Source organism: Exiguobacterium sp. LL15 (assembly GCF_024436095.1).
Lineage (GTDB): Bacteria > Bacillota > Bacilli > Exiguobacteriales > Exiguobacteriaceae > Exiguobacterium_A > Exiguobacterium_A indicum.
In genome coordinates this window covers 257,640-275,918 of record NZ_JANFNX010000001.1, presented here as the reverse complement: position 1 = coordinate 275,918, position 18,279 = coordinate 257,640, and the positions used below count along the sequence as shown (strand labels likewise).

At 46.2% G+C, this 18,279-nt stretch carries 17 protein-coding genes and 1 riboswitch; of the genes, 7 read left to right on the top strand and 10 right to left on the bottom strand.

Features of this window, described 5'->3' with window-relative positions; translation table 11 throughout:
- Positions 1-111: 111 nt before the first annotated feature.
- Genes NOM72_RS01275 through NOM72_RS01255 form a run of 5 tightly spaced genes read right to left on the bottom strand, consistent with a single transcriptional unit; the run spans position 112 to position 4,466 of the window.
- A complete protein-coding gene (locus tag NOM72_RS01275; protein WP_023469348.1) occupies positions 112-1,185 on the bottom strand; it encodes an ABC transporter substrate-binding protein in 1,074 nt (357 codons plus the stop codon).
- A 3-nt stretch (positions 1,186-1,188) separates the two neighbouring features.
- The gene (locus NOM72_RS01270; RefSeq protein WP_029342587.1) at positions 1,189-1,989 is read right to left on the bottom strand and encodes an ABC transporter permease; all 801 of its coding nucleotides are present in this window, start codon (positions 1,987-1,989) and stop codon (positions 1,189-1,191) included.
- Complete coding sequence (locus NOM72_RS01265; protein WP_029342588.1) at positions 1,989-2,798, bottom strand: ABC transporter permease; 810 nt, start codon at positions 2,796-2,798, stop codon at positions 1,989-1,991. Before NOM72_RS01265 ends, NOM72_RS01270 begins: the two co-directional genes overlap by 1 nt.
- Positions 2,795-3,889 (bottom strand): ABC transporter ATP-binding protein, encoded by a 1,095-nt coding sequence (locus tag NOM72_RS01260; RefSeq protein WP_023469351.1) that lies wholly within the window; start codon positions 3,887-3,889, stop codon positions 2,795-2,797. Before NOM72_RS01260 ends, NOM72_RS01265 begins: the two co-directional genes overlap by 4 nt.
- 13 nt (positions 3,890-3,902) lie before the next feature.
- On the bottom strand, positions 3,903-4,466 hold the full coding sequence (locus NOM72_RS01255) for a helix-turn-helix domain-containing protein (protein WP_255997444.1): 564 nt from the start codon (positions 4,464-4,466) through the stop codon (positions 3,903-3,905).
- Positions 4,467-4,635: 169 nt separating this feature from the next.
- On the opposite strand from NOM72_RS01255, the gene NOM72_RS01250 reads away from it, so the two are divergent.
- From NOM72_RS01250 to NOM72_RS01240, 3 genes are read left to right on the top strand one after another with little or no spacing between them, the layout of a single operon-like run.
- Positions 4,636-5,481 carry a DegV family protein gene (locus NOM72_RS01250; RefSeq protein ID WP_023469353.1) on the top strand — a complete coding sequence of 282 codons (846 nt, stop codon included), beginning with the start codon at positions 4,636-4,638 and terminating at the stop codon, positions 5,479-5,481.
- 59 nt (positions 5,482-5,540) lie between these two features.
- Positions 5,541-6,272 (top strand): tryptophan-rich sensory protein, encoded by a 732-nt coding sequence (locus NOM72_RS01245; protein ID WP_023469354.1) that lies wholly within the window; start codon positions 5,541-5,543, stop codon positions 6,270-6,272.
- A gap of 51 nt (positions 6,273-6,323) precedes the next feature.
- Positions 6,324-6,671 (top strand): iron-sulfur cluster biosynthesis family protein, encoded by a 348-nt coding sequence (locus tag NOM72_RS01240; RefSeq protein ID WP_055969076.1) that lies wholly within the window; start codon positions 6,324-6,326, stop codon positions 6,669-6,671.
- 230 nt (positions 6,672-6,901) lie between these two features.
- Here the strand turns inward: NOM72_RS01240 and NOM72_RS01235 are convergent, their stop codons facing one another.
- The 3 genes from NOM72_RS01235 to NOM72_RS01225 form a co-directional block, all read right to left on the bottom strand.
- Positions 6,902-8,944 carry a putative bifunctional diguanylate cyclase/phosphodiesterase gene (locus NOM72_RS01235; protein ID WP_023469356.1) on the bottom strand — a complete coding sequence of 681 codons (2,043 nt, stop codon included), beginning with the start codon at positions 8,942-8,944 and terminating at the stop codon, positions 6,902-6,904.
- 188 nt (positions 8,945-9,132) lie between these two features.
- Positions 9,133-9,870, bottom strand: coding sequence for an anti-sigma factor (locus tag NOM72_RS01230; protein ID WP_035396129.1), 738 nt, complete (start codon positions 9,868-9,870; stop codon positions 9,133-9,135).
- Positions 9,851-10,414: an RNA polymerase sigma factor gene (locus NOM72_RS01225; protein ID WP_023469358.1), complete on the bottom strand. Its 564-nt coding sequence runs from the start codon at positions 10,412-10,414 to the stop codon at positions 9,851-9,853. The genes NOM72_RS01230 and NOM72_RS01225 overlap by 20 nt, the downstream gene beginning before the upstream one ends.
- A 227-nt stretch (positions 10,415-10,641) precedes the next feature.
- On the opposite strand from NOM72_RS01225, the gene NOM72_RS01220 reads away from it, so the two are divergent.
- Positions 10,642-10,905: a metal-sensitive transcriptional regulator gene (locus NOM72_RS01220; protein ID WP_058714080.1), complete on the top strand. Its 264-nt coding sequence runs from the start codon at positions 10,642-10,644 to the stop codon at positions 10,903-10,905.
- Positions 10,906-10,998: 93 nt separating this feature from the next.
- On the opposite strand, the gene NOM72_RS01215 is transcribed toward NOM72_RS01220, so the two are convergent.
- Positions 10,999-13,206, bottom strand: a complete 2,208-nt coding sequence (locus NOM72_RS01215) for a phosphodiester glycosidase family protein (RefSeq protein WP_255997439.1) — start codon at positions 13,204-13,206, stop codon at positions 10,999-11,001.
- Between the two features lie 175 nt (positions 13,207-13,381).
- Between NOM72_RS01215 and NOM72_RS01210 the strand changes: the two genes are divergently transcribed.
- Together NOM72_RS01210 and NOM72_RS01205 are read left to right on the top strand one after the other, a co-directional pair.
- Complete coding sequence (locus NOM72_RS01210; RefSeq protein ID WP_023469361.1) at positions 13,382-14,188, top strand: SMP-30/gluconolactonase/LRE family protein; 807 nt, start codon at positions 13,382-13,384, stop codon at positions 14,186-14,188.
- Between the two features lie 127 nt (positions 14,189-14,315).
- A complete protein-coding gene (locus tag NOM72_RS01205) occupies positions 14,316-15,044 on the top strand; it encodes an MBL fold metallo-hydrolase (protein ID WP_023469362.1) in 729 nt (242 codons plus the stop codon).
- Between the two features lie 74 nt (positions 15,045-15,118).
- Here the strand turns inward: NOM72_RS01205 and NOM72_RS01200 are convergent, their stop codons facing one another.
- A complete protein-coding gene (locus tag NOM72_RS01200) occupies positions 15,119-16,729 on the bottom strand; it encodes an alpha-glucosidase (protein ID WP_174316572.1) in 1,611 nt (536 codons plus the stop codon).
- A gap of 148 nt (positions 16,730-16,877) precedes the next feature.
- On the opposite strand from NOM72_RS01200, the gene NOM72_RS01195 reads away from it, so the two are divergent.
- Positions 16,878-18,065: an aminotransferase class I/II-fold pyridoxal phosphate-dependent enzyme gene (locus NOM72_RS01195; RefSeq protein ID WP_058264623.1), complete on the top strand. Its 1,188-nt coding sequence runs from the start codon at positions 16,878-16,880 to the stop codon at positions 18,063-18,065.
- A gap of 62 nt (positions 18,066-18,127) precedes the next feature.
- Positions 18,128-18,233: riboswitch (SAM riboswitch) on the top strand.
- Positions 18,234-18,279: the final 46 nt, after the last annotated feature.

The window sequence follows — 18,279 nt, the reverse complement described above, 5'->3', positions numbered from 1 at the left end:
CCTATTTCAAAAAATTATTCAGTTTTTATAGTTTTTTTATGGAAGTTTATTTTTATTTTTTATACATGCAAACAAAAAGAACCTAGTGTCGGCGGGACACTAGGTTCTTCCTCATTTCTTATGCATCTTAAACTCTAGGAACAACTCATTGTAATGTGCGAGCATCTTCTTCCCGAGGTTCTCATAAACTTCAAGTGTATCGGTGACTTGTTTATCAGGATAGAATCGCTCATCGGTCCGAACCGATTTGTCGAGCAGTTTTAAGCCTTCTTTGTTTGGTGTCGAATAACCGACGTAATCCGCATTTTTCGCTGAAACATCTGGACGCAGCATGAAGTTGATGAACTCATGTGCCCCCTCGACGTTTTTCGCGGTCTTCGGAATGACGACATTATCGAACCAGACGTTTGATCCTTCTTTTGGAATGACGTAGTCAAGATTTTCATTCTCGCTCATGATCTCGTTTGCATCACCTGACCAGACGACACCGAGCCCCGCTTCTTCATTCGCGAGCAATAACTTAATCTCGTCTCCGACGATTGCCTTGACGTTTGGTGTCAGGCGCATCAAGTTCGCTTTTGCTTCCTGTAGTTTCGACTCATCCGTTTCATTTAACGAATAACCGAGACTATTCAAGCTCATCCCCATCACTTCACGGGCACCGTCAGCGAGTAGAATCTGATTCTTTAGCTTCGGATCCCAGAGATCCTTCCAGCTCGTCGGTTTCTTCCCATCAATCAAGTCTTTATTGTAGACGATACCGACCGTTCCCCAGAAATACGGAATCGAGTACTTGTTGTTCGGATCGAACGATAAATCTAAAAAGCGCGAATCGATGTTTTTGAGATTCGGGATTTTTTGATGATCGATCGGAACGACGAGCTTCTCATCGATCATCTTCGCAATCGCATAGTCGGACGGAACAGCGATATCGTACGTCGTTCCTCCCTGTTCGATCTTCGTCAGCATTGCTTCGTTTGAATCGAACGTCTGATAGACGACTTTGATGCCGCTCTCCTTCTCAAACTGTTTGATCAGTGCTGGGTCGATGTAATCGCCCCAGTTGTAGATGTTCAGGACATTTTTCCCTGAATACCCTTGTGTCTCATTTAACTGATTCAAGGTGAATAAAATGACACCCGAGATCAGGAAAATCGCAGCAAATAATTGAATCAATTTTTTCAACGGTCATTTCACCTCCGGTCGCGAAAGCTTCGTAGCAGCTCGTTGGTTCAAGAAGTAGTAGCCGATGACGAGTAAGAACGTAAACAAGAAGATGACGGTCGACAAGGCGTTGATCTTCATCGAAATCCCTTGACGGGCAAGTGAGTAGATCTCAACGGACAACGTCGTAAAGCCGTTTCCTGTCACGAAGAACGTCACCGCAAAATCATCCAGTGAGTACGTCAATGCCGTAAAGAAGCCAGCGAAGATCCCCGGTGTGATATACGGCAAGATAACTTTCGTCAAAACATCCCAACGGCTTGCGCCTAAGTCGCGCGCTGCATCAACGAGCGTTGGACTCATCTCCTGCAACTTCGGCAGGACGAGAATGACGACGATCGGTACCGAAAACGCGATGTGGGACAGTAAGACTGACGTAAAGCCGAGTTGGATGCCAAGTAGCGTGAAGAAGATCAAGAACGATGCCCCAATGATAACATCCGGACTGACGATCAAGATGCTGTTGAGCGTCAACAACGACGTCTCGACCCGTTTCTTACGGACGGCTTGAATCCCAATCGCTCCGAATACGCCAAGAATCGTCGAGATTGCAGCTGATAACAAGGCGATGACGAGTGTGTTCAATACGATGATCAACAAACGTGAATCTTGGAAGACTTCCTTGTACCAATCCCACGTGAACGAATCGAAGTTCGTCATGTTGTCAGCACTGTTGAACGAATAGAATGCCAAGTAGAATATCGGAGCATACAAAATGATGAAGACTCCGATCAGATAAAGATTTGCTAGTTTCAGACGTTTCATCAAGTCGTCGCTCCTTTCTTCCGTTTCGTACTCGTCAAGGCAAGGATGATCGCCATCGCGATGATGAGGAAGACAGCGATCGTCGCTCCCATGCCCCAGTTCTGTGTCACGAGGAACTGCTGTTCAATCGCTGTACCGAGCGTGATGACGCGGTTCCCGGCAATCAGACGCGTAATCATGAACAGCGATAACGCCGGAATGAAGACGAGCTGACAGCCTGACTTCACACCATCGAGCGTCAGCGGGAAGACGACACGCCGAAACGTCGTGAAGTTCGACGCCCCAAGATCACGTGCAGCGAAGACGAGTGACGGACTCAGTTTTTCAATCGCATTGAAGATCGGCAGGATCATGAACGGAATGAAGATGTACACCGAGACGAAGACGAAACTAAAATCGGTAAAGAGAATCTGTTGTCGTCCAATTCCAATCGCTTCAAGCGTTTGGTTCGCAAGACCATACGTACTGAACAACCCGATGAAGGCATAAGCTTTCAACAACAAGTTGATCCACGTCGGTAAGATGATCAAAAGTAGCCACAGCTGTTTATGCTTCGTTTTCGTCAACAAGTAAGCGGTCGGATAACCGATCAAGAGCGAAAACACTGTAATCAAAAAGGCATACCAGAACGAGCTGAGTGTCATCGTCAAATAGGTCGACGTAAAGAAGTTCTGGTAGTTCTCAAATGAGAAGTTGCCGTCCAAATCAAGGAATGAATAGTAGACGACGAGTACGATCGGTGCGATGACGAACAAGGCAATCCAGAATAGATACGGGATGAGATACCAGTTACGTGATTTTTGCATCATAACACCCCGTCGTAGGATTCCAGACGCTTATCGAATTCTTCTTCCGTCTCGTTCAGTCGCATGACGTGAATCGCTTCCGGATCAAATGTCAGTCCGATCTGCTCACCAACCGTCGCTTTTTTCGTACTGTGGACGAGCCATTCGTTACCGACTTCATCCATACAAGCGATCTCGTAATGCACGCCACGGAAAAGTTGCGAATCGACGGTGACTTGTAGTTTCCCCTGTGTCACGTTCGTGATTTCGAGATCCTCCGGACGGATGACGATCTCGACCGGTTCGTTCAATTCAAGACCACGGTCGACACATTCGAATTCCTTTTCTGCGAACCAGACCCGATAGTCTTCCACCATGCGCCCTGGAATGATGTTCGACTCACCGATGAAGTCCGCGACGAAGCGGTTGATCGGTTCATCATAGATATCCGTCGGTGTGCCCGATTGTTGAATGACACCGTGATTGAGGACGAAGATTTCATCTGACATCGCCAGTGCCTCTTCTTGGTCGTGCGTGACGAAGATGAACGTGATGCCAAGACGACGTTGCAAGTCGCGGAGCTCATACTGCATCTCTGTCCGTAATTTCAAGTCGAGCGCTGACAGTGGCTCATCGAGCAAGATGACTTCCGGCTCATTGACGATTGCCCGAGCAATCGCGACACGTTGCCGCTGTCCACCTGACATCTCGGTGATTTCTCGTTTCTCATAACCGGACAAGTTGACGAACTTCAACGCGTCCGTCACACGTTTAGCGATTTCTGCTTCTTTCACCTTCTTGATGCGAAGACCGAAGGCGATGTTCTCGAAAACGTTCAAGTGCGGGAAGAGTGCATAGTCTTGGAAAACCGTATTGACTTGACGTTTGTTCGCCGGTACATCGTTGATCCGTTTTCCGTTGAAGATGATGTCCCCTTCTGTTGCTTCCGAAAAGCCAGCAATCAGTCGTAAGATCGTCGTTTTCCCACAACCCGATGGTCCGAGTAACGTATAGAACTTCCCGCGTTCGATTTCGAAGCTGACTTGGTCGAGGACGGTCTGATCGTCGTATCGTTTCGTAACGTCCTTGAATTGAATGATCGTAGTATCTGCCAATCTAGTTCCTCCTTTATAAGTATGAGTCAGTCGCAGTCACGAGGACCTTCGTCTCTTGTGTTGACTCATTGCGTAGTTGATGGATTTCTGAAGCCTTATAGTAAAGTGTCTCTCCTTGTTTCGCTACAAAAGACTGACGTCCGAGCGTCAGCGTGACGTTTCCTACGAGCACATAGACGAACGTCTCGGCACCTGATGGTTCATACGTCTTGAATGCTCCCCCTGGCGCGAGTGTGAGCAGGACCGGTTCCATCTCTTTTTCATTCGATTCCGGAATGAGCCACGTGACATGATACCCCTGTTCCTCATCGGCATATGTCGTGACATCCTCTTCCCCATAGACGACTTTTTGATTGAGTGTATCCTCATCAAAGAAATCCTTCGGTGAGATGCCAAGGACTTCGAGGAGATGAAACAGCGTCTCGATCGACGGTGAACTGATTTCCCGTTCGAGTTGCGAGATGTACCCTTTACTCAGGTCTGTTCTTTCCCCTAGTTCCTCTTGCGTCAATCCCTTTTGAAGACGGAGGTTCTTGATTTTTTGACCGATTGAGTACAATCGACGTCCTCCTCTCATCGGCTTAGTTTAGTATAAGATGACTAAAAGTTTACTAATCACGTACCGATTATAGCGTATTTCATTATTTAATCAACTAAAACGTTCGATATTTTTTAATGTTCATTTGACAGCGAGAACGCTTACACCTACAATTAATATCAGGTACTAATTTAAGGAGGAACTTGTTATGCGGATCGCTTGGATCACTGATAGTACAACGATTTTACCGGATACGATCGCTCAGCGCGATGATCTTTCGGTCGTCCCTTTACTTGTCATGAAGGATGGAGAAAGTTTCGTCGATGGTGTCGACGTTGATGCGGAGACCGTCTATAGCTGGATTGACTCAAAACACAAGGTAACGACGAGCCAACCTTCAATCGGAAGCTTCACCGAGCATTATGAACGGTTGAAAGAGGATTACGACGTCGGCTTCGCTGTTCACTTATCGAGCGAACTGAGCGGAACGTACAACGCTTCCGTTCAAGGGGCAGAGATTGCTGGCTTTCGTCTGATTGCGATTGATTCCCGTTGTGGCATTTACCCGGCTGGTCAACTCCTAGCAGAAGCGATCGAACTCGTCGAAGCGGGACACTCGATCGAATCCGTCGAACAGATCATTCTCGAGCGTCGTTTCGATCATCACATTGAATTCACGGTCGCAAACCTCGATCAATTACAAGCAGGTGGACGGATCTCTTCGACGAAGGCATTCGTCGGTAACTTGTTGCAACTTCGTCCGTTGTTCCACTTCGAGGAAGGAAAGATCGTTCCTTATCAAACCGTCCGGACGTTCAAAAAAGCGCATTCGAAGATTTTTGATCACCTTGTCGCAATCATTGAACGGGGACAGGTCACGGATATTTCACTATTCCACGCGACAGCGTATGACCTGGCACTCGAGTGGAAACAACGCCTCGAATCGCAATACGATGTGCGTGTCCGGATCGATGACTTGACACCGGTTCTCGGTTCGCATACAGGAAATCCAGCGATCGGGATGTCCTTTTTGAACCCGACGCGCCGACCGTGATGACTAATGAATTTGATTTTTGGGTAAACCTTCTTTAGAGAATAAAGGAGGTTTTTTGTTTGAAAAATAATAAATGGATTTGGCTCAACTGGGTCGGCTTCATCTTCACGATTGCCGTGAACGCCCTTGATGGTGGAAAGACAGGACGAATCTCTGATTCGATCATCACATTGTTCAAACCGGCTGGGTATGCGTTCTCGATTTGGGGATTAATTTATACGATTCTACTCATCTGGTTGATTTTACAATCGATTCCGAAGTTCAAGGAACACGAACTGGCGAAGAAAATCGGACCGTGGTTCTTGATCAGCTGTCTGTTTAATGCTGGCTGGATCGTTTCCTTCACGTTTGAACTGTTCGTTGTCTCCGTTGTCGTCATCGTTGGTCTCTTGTTGTCCTTGATCGTCATCTACTCAAAAATTGACCGTGAGACGAAAGGATTACGCTTTAAGCTACCGTTCTCGCTTTACCTCGGCTGGGTATCGGTCGCGACGATTGCCGACATCTTCCTGACGATCAATGCAGAAGGTGTAACATCTTGGCTTGGAATTGGAGATGCGGGTTGGACGATGATCATACTCGTCGTCGGAGTCATCATCGCTCTTCTCTTCATGTTTGCGAACCGTGATCCGATTTATCCGCTTGTCTTCGTCTGGGCGTATATCGCGATCAACTTCGAGTCCGATAATGGTCTCGTCGATACGACAGTTCTCGGTAGCGTCGTCTTATTGTTAGCCGGTTATATCTTCCTTCTCGTTCGGATGCGCCGCCAAGTCAGCGTGAGCAAGTAACGTTCCTTTCTCGTTCAAACGGCGTATAATAAGGGAAAGGAGTGAATGACCATGAACATCACATTTACACCGTCTGCTCAGGAGCGAATCCGCCAATTACGCGGTGAAGTATCCGGTCAACTGCATCTCTATTACGATACAGAGGGTTGTGGTTGCGGAAACTCTGGTATTTTCAGTATTCGCATCGTCGATGAAGCGACACCGGAAGACATGACGATTGATTCAAACGTCGGTCCTGTTCTCGTCAAGCGGTGGTCGAGTCATTTCCTCGATCAAGAAATGACACTCGATTACAACGAGGAGAAAAAAGCGCTCATCTTAAAAAGTGATGGCCAATATTTCAATACGAATGTGCTCGTGACGGATCAAACAGGCTGCGTCCTGACGGTTCGCTCATAAGCGCAAATGAAAAAGGCAACTTCCGTCGTGGAAGTTGCCTTTGTTTGTGTTCGAACAGACAGGTGCTGCGTCGAAAGCTAGATGGTCTGAGTATGATTGAATGTACTAGATGTCTGTCTGCGTCGTGCACGAGCTGGTAATATCCCAGCGCTTTGCGTCCCCCCAGACGTCGCATGCATCATCCTCGCATGCTTATCTAGTATACGAACGAAAGTCATGTTTGGATTGCCTTATCCGACATTTAGAACGGTCTCTTCGATCGCTTGCTGATTTAAATCCTTCACATGCATCGGTCTACTATAGTAATAGCCTTGTCCATAATCACAACCGAGGCGTTTCAAGAAGAGATGCTGTTCGAGCGTTTCGACACCTTCTGCGACGACTTCGATCCCAAGACTCTTCGCAAGCTGGATGATCATTTCCGTAATCGCTGTTCCCCGTTCGTCATGTGGGACTTCATCGATGAACGACTTGTCGATCTTTAAGATATCGATCGGCAAATGCTTCAAGTGCGTTAGCGACGATAGACCCGTTCCAAAATCATCGAGAGCGATTGTCAGACTAAGCTGTTTCAATTCACCAAGCATCGTCATCGCCCGGTCCAGATTCTCCATAACGGACGTTTCCGTTATTTCGAGTTGTAGTTGCAATTCACTTCCGTTCTTCAAGGAATGATGAACGATTTCTTTAATCATCATATTATGCGACTCCGATCGGAAATGCATCGCGGATAAGTTCACCGAGACTTGGCGAATGAAATAATCTTCTTTCTTCCAAATCTCCATCTGTGCAACGGTCTCCTTCAACACCCACTCGGTCAAACGATGAATTAAACTATACTTTTCAGCAAGTGGAATGAATTCCGCCGGTGAGATGAAACCGAACTTCGGATGATTCCAGCGAATTAGAACTTCCGCCTGATCCACCTTGCCTGTCGCGAGTGCGATCTTCGGTTGGTAGACGAGAGCGAACTCCTTGAAATCCGTCATCGCCCGGCGTAAGGAACCGACGATCAATTGCTCTCTTTTGTCGGAATGCAGGGAATCATCGTACACGATGAATCGATCTCTTCCTTCGTTTTTGCCGACCCGGAGAGCACTTTCCATTTGACCAATTCGCATTTCTAACGTTTCTCCCATATCCGGTAAGATGACACCCATCGTTGCTGTCAAATGGATTGGTTGATCATCTAAGTGAATCGGTTGTCGAATATCTTCTAAAATTTGTTCGAAAGTACGAAGTAATGCATCAGTAGGTACTTTTTTGATAAGAAAAAACTGCGTTCCATTATAACGAATACATGCTTCATCTTCCGATAAGGACGCACGCATCCGATCTGCAAACTCACGAATGACGGCATCTCCTTTATCAAAACCAAACGTATCATTGACCCATTTGTACCCGTCCAGGTCAAGTATAGCCATCGCCATCTCGTCTTTAGACTTTCCGTAATGCGCATCTACTTTTATCATATGGTGATCTAACCATCTACGGTTATGCAAACCGGTCAAATGATCAGTATATGCCATCATCTGTAAGGCACGTCGTTCTAAATGAATATAGAGTCCAGCGATTAAGATCAAAATCAAAAATACCGGAATGGCTACATCGTTTAAAATATTCGATGTAATAGGACCATCACCAATACGTCCTGCTTGATCAATCGGGATACAAAAAGATGTTCCTAACATACCTACATAATGCATGGAAGAGATAGCAAAGCCCATTACAATCGCAATGGGAATAAGAATTCTTTTCTTATCAACATGTCGTAGACGATGTAAGAGTAACAAGGCAACATATGCTACAGTGATCGCAATTAGGATGGATAGAGCGAACAACCCTGTTTCATAACGAATCGCGCCACCAAAATCCATTGCCATCATCCCAAGATAATGCATCATCGCAATACCTACGCCCATCAAAGAACCTGCTAAAATGACTTTGTTTCGTGTAATCGCTGATGAGTAGAGTAGATAAAAGGCGATGAAGGCAGCTAAAATAGCTGGAATGACGGATAAGAACATTAAAATCCAGTCATAACGAACCGTGACGGGTAAAGCGAAAGCACCCATACCAACGAAATGCATCCCCCAAATCGATAGTCCCATCGTCAAAGAAGATAAGAATAACGCTCGTTTTTTCAAAGAAGTCGCCTTAGCCAAACGTCGATTTAATTCAAGCGATCCATACGATCCAATGATCGCGACGAGTACCGACAGTACAACTAAGCCCACTTCATAGTGCTTTGTTAAAATAATCCATTCATTCATTGTATGTGGCCTCTCCTTATAGAACTGACTTTCTTCTTAGTATCGACGGTTATGAAGTATATTTTCAGTCGAAACTTGCATTTCATGCGATTTAATTGATATTTTCTACTTTTTAGTCTTTTTTTCTTAATGTAAAACGCACAAAAAAAACGAATTCGTCGTAGACGAATCCGTTCGTATTTTTTAAGTTAAAGTGCAACTGAGGCCACGATTTCTCCCGTAGGTTTCGCTAAATCCGGCTCGGGTTCGACAGTGATTGCTACAGCATCGACGTCACCATTACCTTTGAGTTGAAATACCGCTGCTGCTTCGCCGTCTTTTTCAATAATACCGTTCGCAGTCGGTGTCTCACCTTTGATGGTCCATAATTGATACAATTCTCCTTTTTTCAATGGAGGCAGATCTTTCAATTGAACGAGCATATACGACTTATCGTTTTGTGTAAATACCATGCTTGATCCCTTGATCGACTCGTTGCTTTCAAAGTTTCCCATTCCTTTAATTTCATCCATCGCCAGTGTTTCCGGTGTATCTGTACTTTCTTCCTGTGACAAAAAGTAGGCATTCGCACCAAGTGAAAGAATAAGGGCGGCAGCAATGCTCATCAACCAGCCAAGTGGGACACTCTTTTTCTTCGTTTGTTGCTGACGTGCTTGTTTAATGTCTACTGGAGTAGTCATCGGTTCTTCTTTAGGAGACTCCGTCTCTGTTGAACCAAGAACTTCTCCAAGAATACGTGCTTTCATTCCTACAGGAACAGGACGCTCCGGAAGCGATTCAGCGATGGGAAGCATGAGTTCTTCCATTTCTAAAAGTGCTTCGCGACATTCTTCGCACGTCGCAAGATGCGCTTCGAACGCGTCGCGATCTGCTGAAGAGAGTGTTCCATTGAAGTAATTGATCAAGTCATGACAACGTTCTTCCATCTCGTTCCCTCCCATCTAATCGTTTTCTTAATGCTTGAATCGCACTTCTGATACGTGTTTTGACTGTTCCGAGTGGTAAGTCAAGTTGATCTGCGATTTGTTGTTGAGTTAGTCCCTGAAAATAGACTAGTTCGATCAAATCCTGTTGTTCTGATTTTAGTTCACTTACGGCGCCCCGCACTTCCGCTGCAGTTTCGCGTTGCATGACGGTCCGCTCAACAGGTTCATCATATCCGCCATCTCGTTCTTCAACTTCAATCGTCGGTTGTCGTTTTTCACGACGTAAACAATCAAGAGCCGCATTACGCGTGATCGTCAAAATCCAAGATGAAAACTTTCCTTTTTGTGTATCAAAATCAACACGACCATTCCAAATTTTCATCCATACTTCTTGAATGACTTCTTCAGACAATCGATCATTATTCGTAAAGCGATAGGCGAATGAAAATAACAATCGCTCGTACTTCTCATACAAAGTCTCGAGTGCCTGTTCATCACCGCTACGCATCAGATGATAAAGCGATTCATCGGATTGAGTATGCATCCTTTTCCTCCTCCTGATATCAGCTTCATCATATAGTATACGAGAGCTAACACCAAATCGTTTTAGTTTTCATCAATTTTCTAAGTAAATTCCTCACCACATCCATATTCCCTGATTTCAAGAAAAGTATATCTTAAAATTCGATAGAATTGACAGTAATACCGTTATGGGCATAGCATAAAGGTATTACTCAGACGTTAGTTCTACTATGAAACGGAGGAACATATATGGATTATGATCGCAAAATGAAAAATCGCGTCAGCCGAATCGAAGGGCAATTACGTGGTATCCTTCGTATGATGGAAGAAGGGCAAGACTGTCGAGATGTCATTACTCAACTTTCCGCTGCTCGCTCCGCGATTGATCGTACGATTGGTGTCGTCGTAAGCTCCAATTTAATTGAGTGCGTAAGAGACGCCGAACAAAATGGTGACGGTCAGACAGAAGAGCTTGTGAAGGAAGCTGTAAATCTTCTTGTCAAAAGTCGCTAATTACTATAAACCACCCGTCAGAGTAATTTTTATCTGATAAAAAAAACAGGGTCAAGATTTCATTGAAATCCGATTCCCTGTTTTTTTTTAGGTTTAGTATAAAACTTTGAGTTGATCCAAGTACACCTTACTCTTAATGGTTGTTCCTTTTTTCAATGTATCCGTTTCAACAAAATACAACGATTCGATTTTAAGAGGTGTTGGCCACGTCGGATCGAGTGTCGCTTGTACCGTTTTAAATCCTTTCCAATCTACCTTCTTGACGAAATCCACGACATGTCGATTTCCTGCAGCATCTTTGACTTCTGAGCGAAGCCAAGGCGCGCGTCCATCTCCATACACATCCATCGTCAATGCACGGGCAGGAGAAGGAATGATCCATGATGCTTTTTTAATGTACATGGCTCCGTTTTGTTTCTTCCACCCTGAATAATCATATGTCATTTCAAGCGATTGTTTGCCACTGGATTTCTGTAAGGAACTGAGACGGACAGTATAACTCGAAACATAAGGAGATTTCGCTTCGTAGACTCCCTGTTCGAAGGAATCGATGACTTCCTCTTTTTTCATAGCAGAGACGGTGACCGGTAGTCGAACCGTCTTCCCTCCAGATGAGACAGTTAGTTCTGTCTTCCCGATTTTCTTTGCAAGAATATTCCCTTTTGTAATCGATGCGGTCGCTCCGTTTGCAACCTGGTAATTGAGTTGCGAAGCAGGGATTACGACACGTCGTCCGTTTAGCCATCCTTCTGATGAAATCGCGAGGCGTTGTCCTACTTTCAACAAGATCGGACGCCCTCCATTGACTGTAAGACCGGTCAAGCGATTCGTGACTGGAATCGATACGGTTCGTTTAGCACGATCAACTTGCATCGTACCTGTCCATTTTCCAGGAGTCAGCGGTGCCGCGACTTGTAAGCCTTTGACACCTGTCCCTTTCCAAATAATCGATTTCTTCGTTGCATCTACAGGCTGTCCATTTGCATCCGTCAGCTTTAATCCAAATCCACCTTTTTCACCTACATATAATTCTTTAGGGGCAGTCAATAAAATCGTCGTCGCTACATTCGATGGAACATAATGAGTGGCTAATATTAAACCGTTCGTAATAGAGCGACTTCTTCCATCTGCCGGTACATTCGCTGTTTTAGGTAAAAACTCTCCAGCGCGTCTGACCATTATCTCTGTCGATCCCCCACCATCAAATGCGAGGGCCGACGTTACACCTAAACGCTTCATTTGCTCCACTGCCTCAAGCATCGTAATCCCTTTTGAATCAAGACGAGCTTGGTCCACCGTAATGATTTGAACTGTCCCGTTTGACGTTGTACCGATAAGTGTCCGCGCCTTACGAGCGAGCATCAAAAAGCGGTCATGGTTCAATGCTAGGCTGTCTAAACTATATCCAACTCCATTTTGAATCAACCAGTTATATCCAGATACAGCTTCTTGAATATCGTTACGCATTTGAAGATTCGATAATTGAACTAGATTTAATTGTGTTGATAACAGACCATTTGATTTTTCTTCTGCTGCTTTCACAAGTGAGAGTAGTGCCGCTTTTTGTTTTCCGAGACCAACGAGGACAACTCCAGCATCGGGTAAGCGAATTTCTTTACGGAATGTCGTATCTACCGATTCAACGGTCCATTGATAGTTCTTCCCGAGTGTAAACGCCGATGTCGCTGTTCCTTTTAAATAGACGATAGCAATTTCTTTTTTCATCGCTTCTGACGGCTCAATTAGCTTCAGCATTTTTGAAGCATGATGAGCTGAACTAAAGATACCGATTCGATTCGCTAAGTTCTCGTTACGGTTAACTGAGTGGATCGTTACCCGCTTCGTATCAGTCGTCGCAGATCCGATGATACCGAACGACCCGATCTCTGGTTTCCCTTGTCCGTTGATCATGAATGATGGGAATTTTGTCGCAGAATCTTTTACACTATGACTAACCAGTACTTGATTTTGCTGAATTTGAAGTCCAATCGGTAACCCCGAAGCTACTCGATACATATCGGCATTGATCGCTGTTACGACACGCCCCCCGCTCGCTGTCACGCGACTAACTTGAGAAGGTAAAGATTCTGTTGCTAATACACGATCTCGTCCTTTCGTCGTCATCCAGTAGTTACCGGTATCGGGCTGAACCGTTATATGTCGAAATAACTGTGGTGTACCCGAAAGTGTTTCTGATTTTGTCGTATAGGTCACACCTTTTGAAATCGTTTCTGCCTGAGTGGTAGAGACAGATTGAAAAAGACAAAAAGTTGTTAATAAAATACAAATTTTCTTGAACATAACACACCTCCGTTATATATTATGCCTTTTTTAGTAAATAAATGACATAATTAATTTAGGAGAGGTTTATTTTTATTCATAACAGGTATAGAAAGTAGTTAACTAATTCCTTTTAAGCCACATATGTTGCAATCAACATATGAATCTATTCATACATGATGTAGGAGGCCTTTTCATGAGTGTATCTGTATTTATTGATGTCGCGTGTAAGACAGGTGAATCTCCTGTCTACGATGCGAAAACAAAACGCTTTTATTTTGTCGACATTCCGAATCAACTTCTTTTTTCATATGACCTTGCCACAGAAGCACTCAAGCCGTACACGTTACCAAGCGCCATCACATCAATTGCCTTGACGGACGCTCCAGACTTATTACGTGTCACGGCTGAACACGGATTTGGGACGTTTGATCTCAAGGAAGGTCATCTGTCTCTTGAGCATCAACTGTCACTGCCCGATTCTGACCGAATGAATGACGGAAAGCTCGATCCGACTGGACAATATGTCGCTGGTAGCATTAATGAAGAAGACGGTAAGACTGCTGGATTGTTCCGTCTGCGTCATGACGGTTCCATCGATGTCTTGCACGAAGACTTGACGAACTCGAATGGACTCGTCTGGTCAGAAGATGGCAAGACGCTCTATCACATCGATACACCGACAAAAAAAGTCTATGCCTTTGACTACGCTCCGGACGCACCACTTTCCAATAAACGTGTCGCCGTTGACCTTGAAGAAGAAGAAGGGTTCCCGGATGGTATGACGAAGGACGCGGAAGGTCATGCTTGGATCGCGCATTATGCTGGATCATGCATCACCCGTTGGAATCTTGCGACTGGTGAAAAACTCGATCATGTCGACTTCCCTGTTTCGAATCCGACGTGCCCGATTTTCTATGAAGATCGATTGCTCGTCACGACGGCTGCCGACGGAGATGATGCACCACATGCCGGTGCCGTCTTCGCTGTGACATTTGAATGATTCATAGAAGAGGGATCATCTTTTTACAGGTGATGCCTCTTTTTCCACATAATGCGTCTAGACGCATCTAAAAAAACAGACGATACTAAAGAAGAAAACTATTCATTTTTTTGAAGGAGTGAAGCCGATGCGTGTCACGACAATCGAACGTTTACACCAACTGCAGACGACCCCATCCTTTTTCCCGGTCAACTGCTACCTGTTTGAAGAAGCAGACAGTTTGACATTGATTGATGCCGGCCTCGGGATCAACGCAAAGGCGCTCTATCACTATATTCGAAAGCAAGAGAAACCGCTTGGTGCAATCATCCTGACTCATGCGCATGCCGATCATGTCGGTTCGCTTGATTTCCTTGCGAACGCCTTTCCTCTCGCTCAAGTCTGTATCAGTTATCGCGATGCTGCATTGCTCAGTGGGGACGAGACGCTACGCGAAGGCGAAACGACACCTTTAAAAGGTGGTATTCCGAAAAACATCAAAACACGTCCGGATCGCTTGCTCGAGAGTGGTCAACAAGTCGGAAGTCTCAGTGTCATTGCCTCACCCGGTCATACACCTGGTTCGATCTCACTTTGGCATGAAGGAAGCCGGACGTTGATCGCCGGAGATGCTTTTCAGACGCAAGGAGGACTCGCCGTCTCCGGTGACGTCCGCTGGCAATTCCCGTTCCCTGCACTCGCAACATGGGATCCGGACGTCGCCCTTCGCTCGGCTGATCAACTGACGGAACTGTCTCCGGATATACTCGCTGTCGGACATGGTCCGCTCTTTCTCGGACCGAGTTATGAGATGCGCCAAGCCGTCGATCGATTCTCTCACGTCTTACAGACGAAAAAAACATCACCTTTCAAGTAATGTACGCATATGAAAAAACATCCGCGAACGTGTTCCTGACATGTCCGCGGATGTTTTTCTTTTCAACAGACGACTCACGTCTGTTCTGTAACAGCATAACGATAGACGCGTGCTTCGTAAGGACGCAAGATATCCGGGCTATCCGGATAGTTTGATATGAGCAACTTTTCCTGTGGTAAGACGAGGGCGGTCTGCATCGGTTCATCATGTACGTTGAGGACGATCCGCCAGACTTCTCCCTCTAATTCCCGCTCATAGATATAGAGATACGGATCATGAAGCGCTAAGTCTCGGTATGTACCGTAGACCATAATCGGATGATCCTTTCGCATCTGAATCAGCGACTTGTAAAAAGCAAGCACGGACGATGGATCTGCTTCTGCTTGCGCGACATTGATGTCCGTATAATTCGGATTGACCGCTAACCATGGTTTACCACTCGTAAAGCCAGCTGCATGTGTATCGTCCCACTGCATCGGTGTACGGGAATTATCGCGCGCAAGTAACTGCATCGATGAGAGCACGACCTCTGGGTCCTCTCCGCCAGCGACGCGCTCCGCGTATCGATTTCGAAAGGCGACGTCCTGATAAAGCGACGGATCCGAGAAGCGAATCCCCGTCATCCCGATCTCTTCTCCTTGATACACGTATGGAATGCCCGGTAACGTATGCAACATCAAACCGAGTAGTTTCGCACTCTCAACCCGGTATCGTTCACTGCCGAAGCGCGTCACTTGTCGTGTATGATCATGGTTGTTGAGGAACTGTGAATTGACACCTAATGGGTATAAGACGTCGTACCAGCGTTTTTGAATCTCCTTGAATCGTAAGAGATCCATCGCTTCCATGTCGTCCGCGATTTCGAAGTGAAACAGTGTCCGGAGTTCTTTTCGTTCGTCACTGACATATAACAGTCCATCTTCTGGACCGACGAACGGAATCTCACCAACTGTAAACAAGTCTTTACCAGCGAGAACATTCGCATGCATCTCCTGCAAGAAGTCATGCACACCTGGCTGATTCCCAAGGTACGAGAGATCAAACGGATTGGCGACATCCTCGAACGACCGTTTTTTGATCAAGTTGATGACATCCATCCGGAAGCCGTCGATCCCTTGAGCAATCCACCAGTTCATCATATCGTAGATTGCTTGCCTCACAGCTGGGTGCTCCCAGTTCAAGTCCGGTTGTTCTTTGGCGAAGGAATGAAAATAATACTGCCCGCGCTCTTCACTCCACGTCCACGGACTTGGCGCAAAGTACGAGCGCCAGTTGTTCGGAGGCGTCTCTTTCGTGCCGTCTTTCCAGATGTACCAGTCATCCTTATCGTTGATCCGCTCACATGACTGACGGAACCAGGCATGCTGGTCACTCGTATGGTTCACGACTAAATCGAGAATGATCTTTAATCCACGGGCATGAGCAGCCGTGATCAACTCCTGGAGATCTCCCATCGTTCCCGCTTTTTTCATGATCTCGTAATAATCGGCAATATCATAGCCGTTATCGACGTCCGGGGAACGATAACATGGATTCAGCCACACGACATCGACACCAAGTGAAGCGATGTAATCAAGCTTCTCGATGACACCTCTTAAATCACCGATCCCATCCCCGTTCGAATCTTTAAAGCTACGCCAGTAGACTTGATAGACGACTGCCTCTTTCCAGTTAGCTCGCTTCATCTTCCCACTCCTCTCCCTACTCTTTATTCCCGCTCCACTTATCTGTACCTGTTTATCCGACAATTTTTTTAAATTTCGAAAAAGTTCTTTTCTTTTGACTGAATATTCGTTATCCTTGACGACAATACCACGAAGGAGGCATTCATCCATGAAACATTTCGCTCCATCCATCGCCATTGATCGGCTTCCTGCTCCCGTCTTCGCTGAACTTGCGAACCGAATCGGTGCTGTAAAAGCTGCCGGACATGATGTCATCACACTCGGTCAAGGAACACCCGACCAAACGACGCCTGTACATATTCTCGATGCCTTAAAACAAGCCATCGACGAGCCAACGAACCTTCAATATCCACCATTTCGTGGACATGATTTTCTAAAACAAGCTGTCGCAAACTTTTACGCGACTGAATTCGGTGTCACGATCGATCCGGCAACGGAAGTCGCGATTCTCCTCGGCAGTAAAGCCGGAATCGTCGCCTTACCGCAGACGATCGTCAACCCTGGAGAAGGTGTCATCGTCCCGGATCCAGGATACCCGGATTACCTGTCTGGTGCAGCACTTGCTGGCGCTTACCCGATTACGCTTCCGTTGCTCGAGAAAAATGATTTCTTGCCGGATTATGACTTACTTGATACGACGGACGTTGAGCGTGCCCGGATGTTGTTCCTCAACTATCCGAGTAATCCGACGGGTGCGACCGCGACGGCAGAAGCCTTCGAACAGACAGTCGCTTTCGCCGATGCCCATGATATCTGTGTCGTTCATGACTTAGCATACGGCGGTATCAGTTTCGATGGTCCGACGCGAAGTTTCTTGCAGACGGAAGGTGCAAAAGACGTCGGGATCGAATTGTTCTCACTCTCGAAACGCTTCAACATGTCCGGCTTCCGGATTGCCTTTGCCATCGGAAATCCGTCCGTCATCTCAAGCATCGAAACGTACCAAGAACATCTCTACGTCAGTGCCTTCACACCGATTCAGCATGCGGCGACCGTCGCCCTCACGAGTGACCAGACGTGCGTCCGTGAGTTAAGTCGCTTGTATGAAACACGACGCGATGCGTTGTTCGCAAAACTCGATGCGATCGGTTGGAGTGGACCACGACCGGGCGGTTCCTTCTTCGTCTGGCTTCCTGTTCCGGAAGGTTATACGTCCCAAAGCTTCACCGATCATCTACTTGACGAAGCACATGTCGCTGTGACCCCTGGATCCTTCTTCGGCGAATACGGTGAAGGCTACGTCCGGATCAGCTTGATTGCTGACGTTGAACGTCTAGAAGAAGCCGTCGATCGAATCGGAACGCTCAACCTGTTCCGGACACCTGTTGCGGAATAATTCTGAAAAAACATTTGACAGATGGGAATCATTTCCGTTAAAGTAAGTCCCAACAGCATAACTACTTATCGAGAGCGACCGAGGGATTAGGCCCAACGACGTCCGGCAACCACCTGTAAGGAACGGTGCCACATCCTACAGAATGATTTTCATTCTGAGAGATAAGTTACGAAATCTTACACTTTCGTCGCTTTTTTCTGGTTGCTCCGCTACT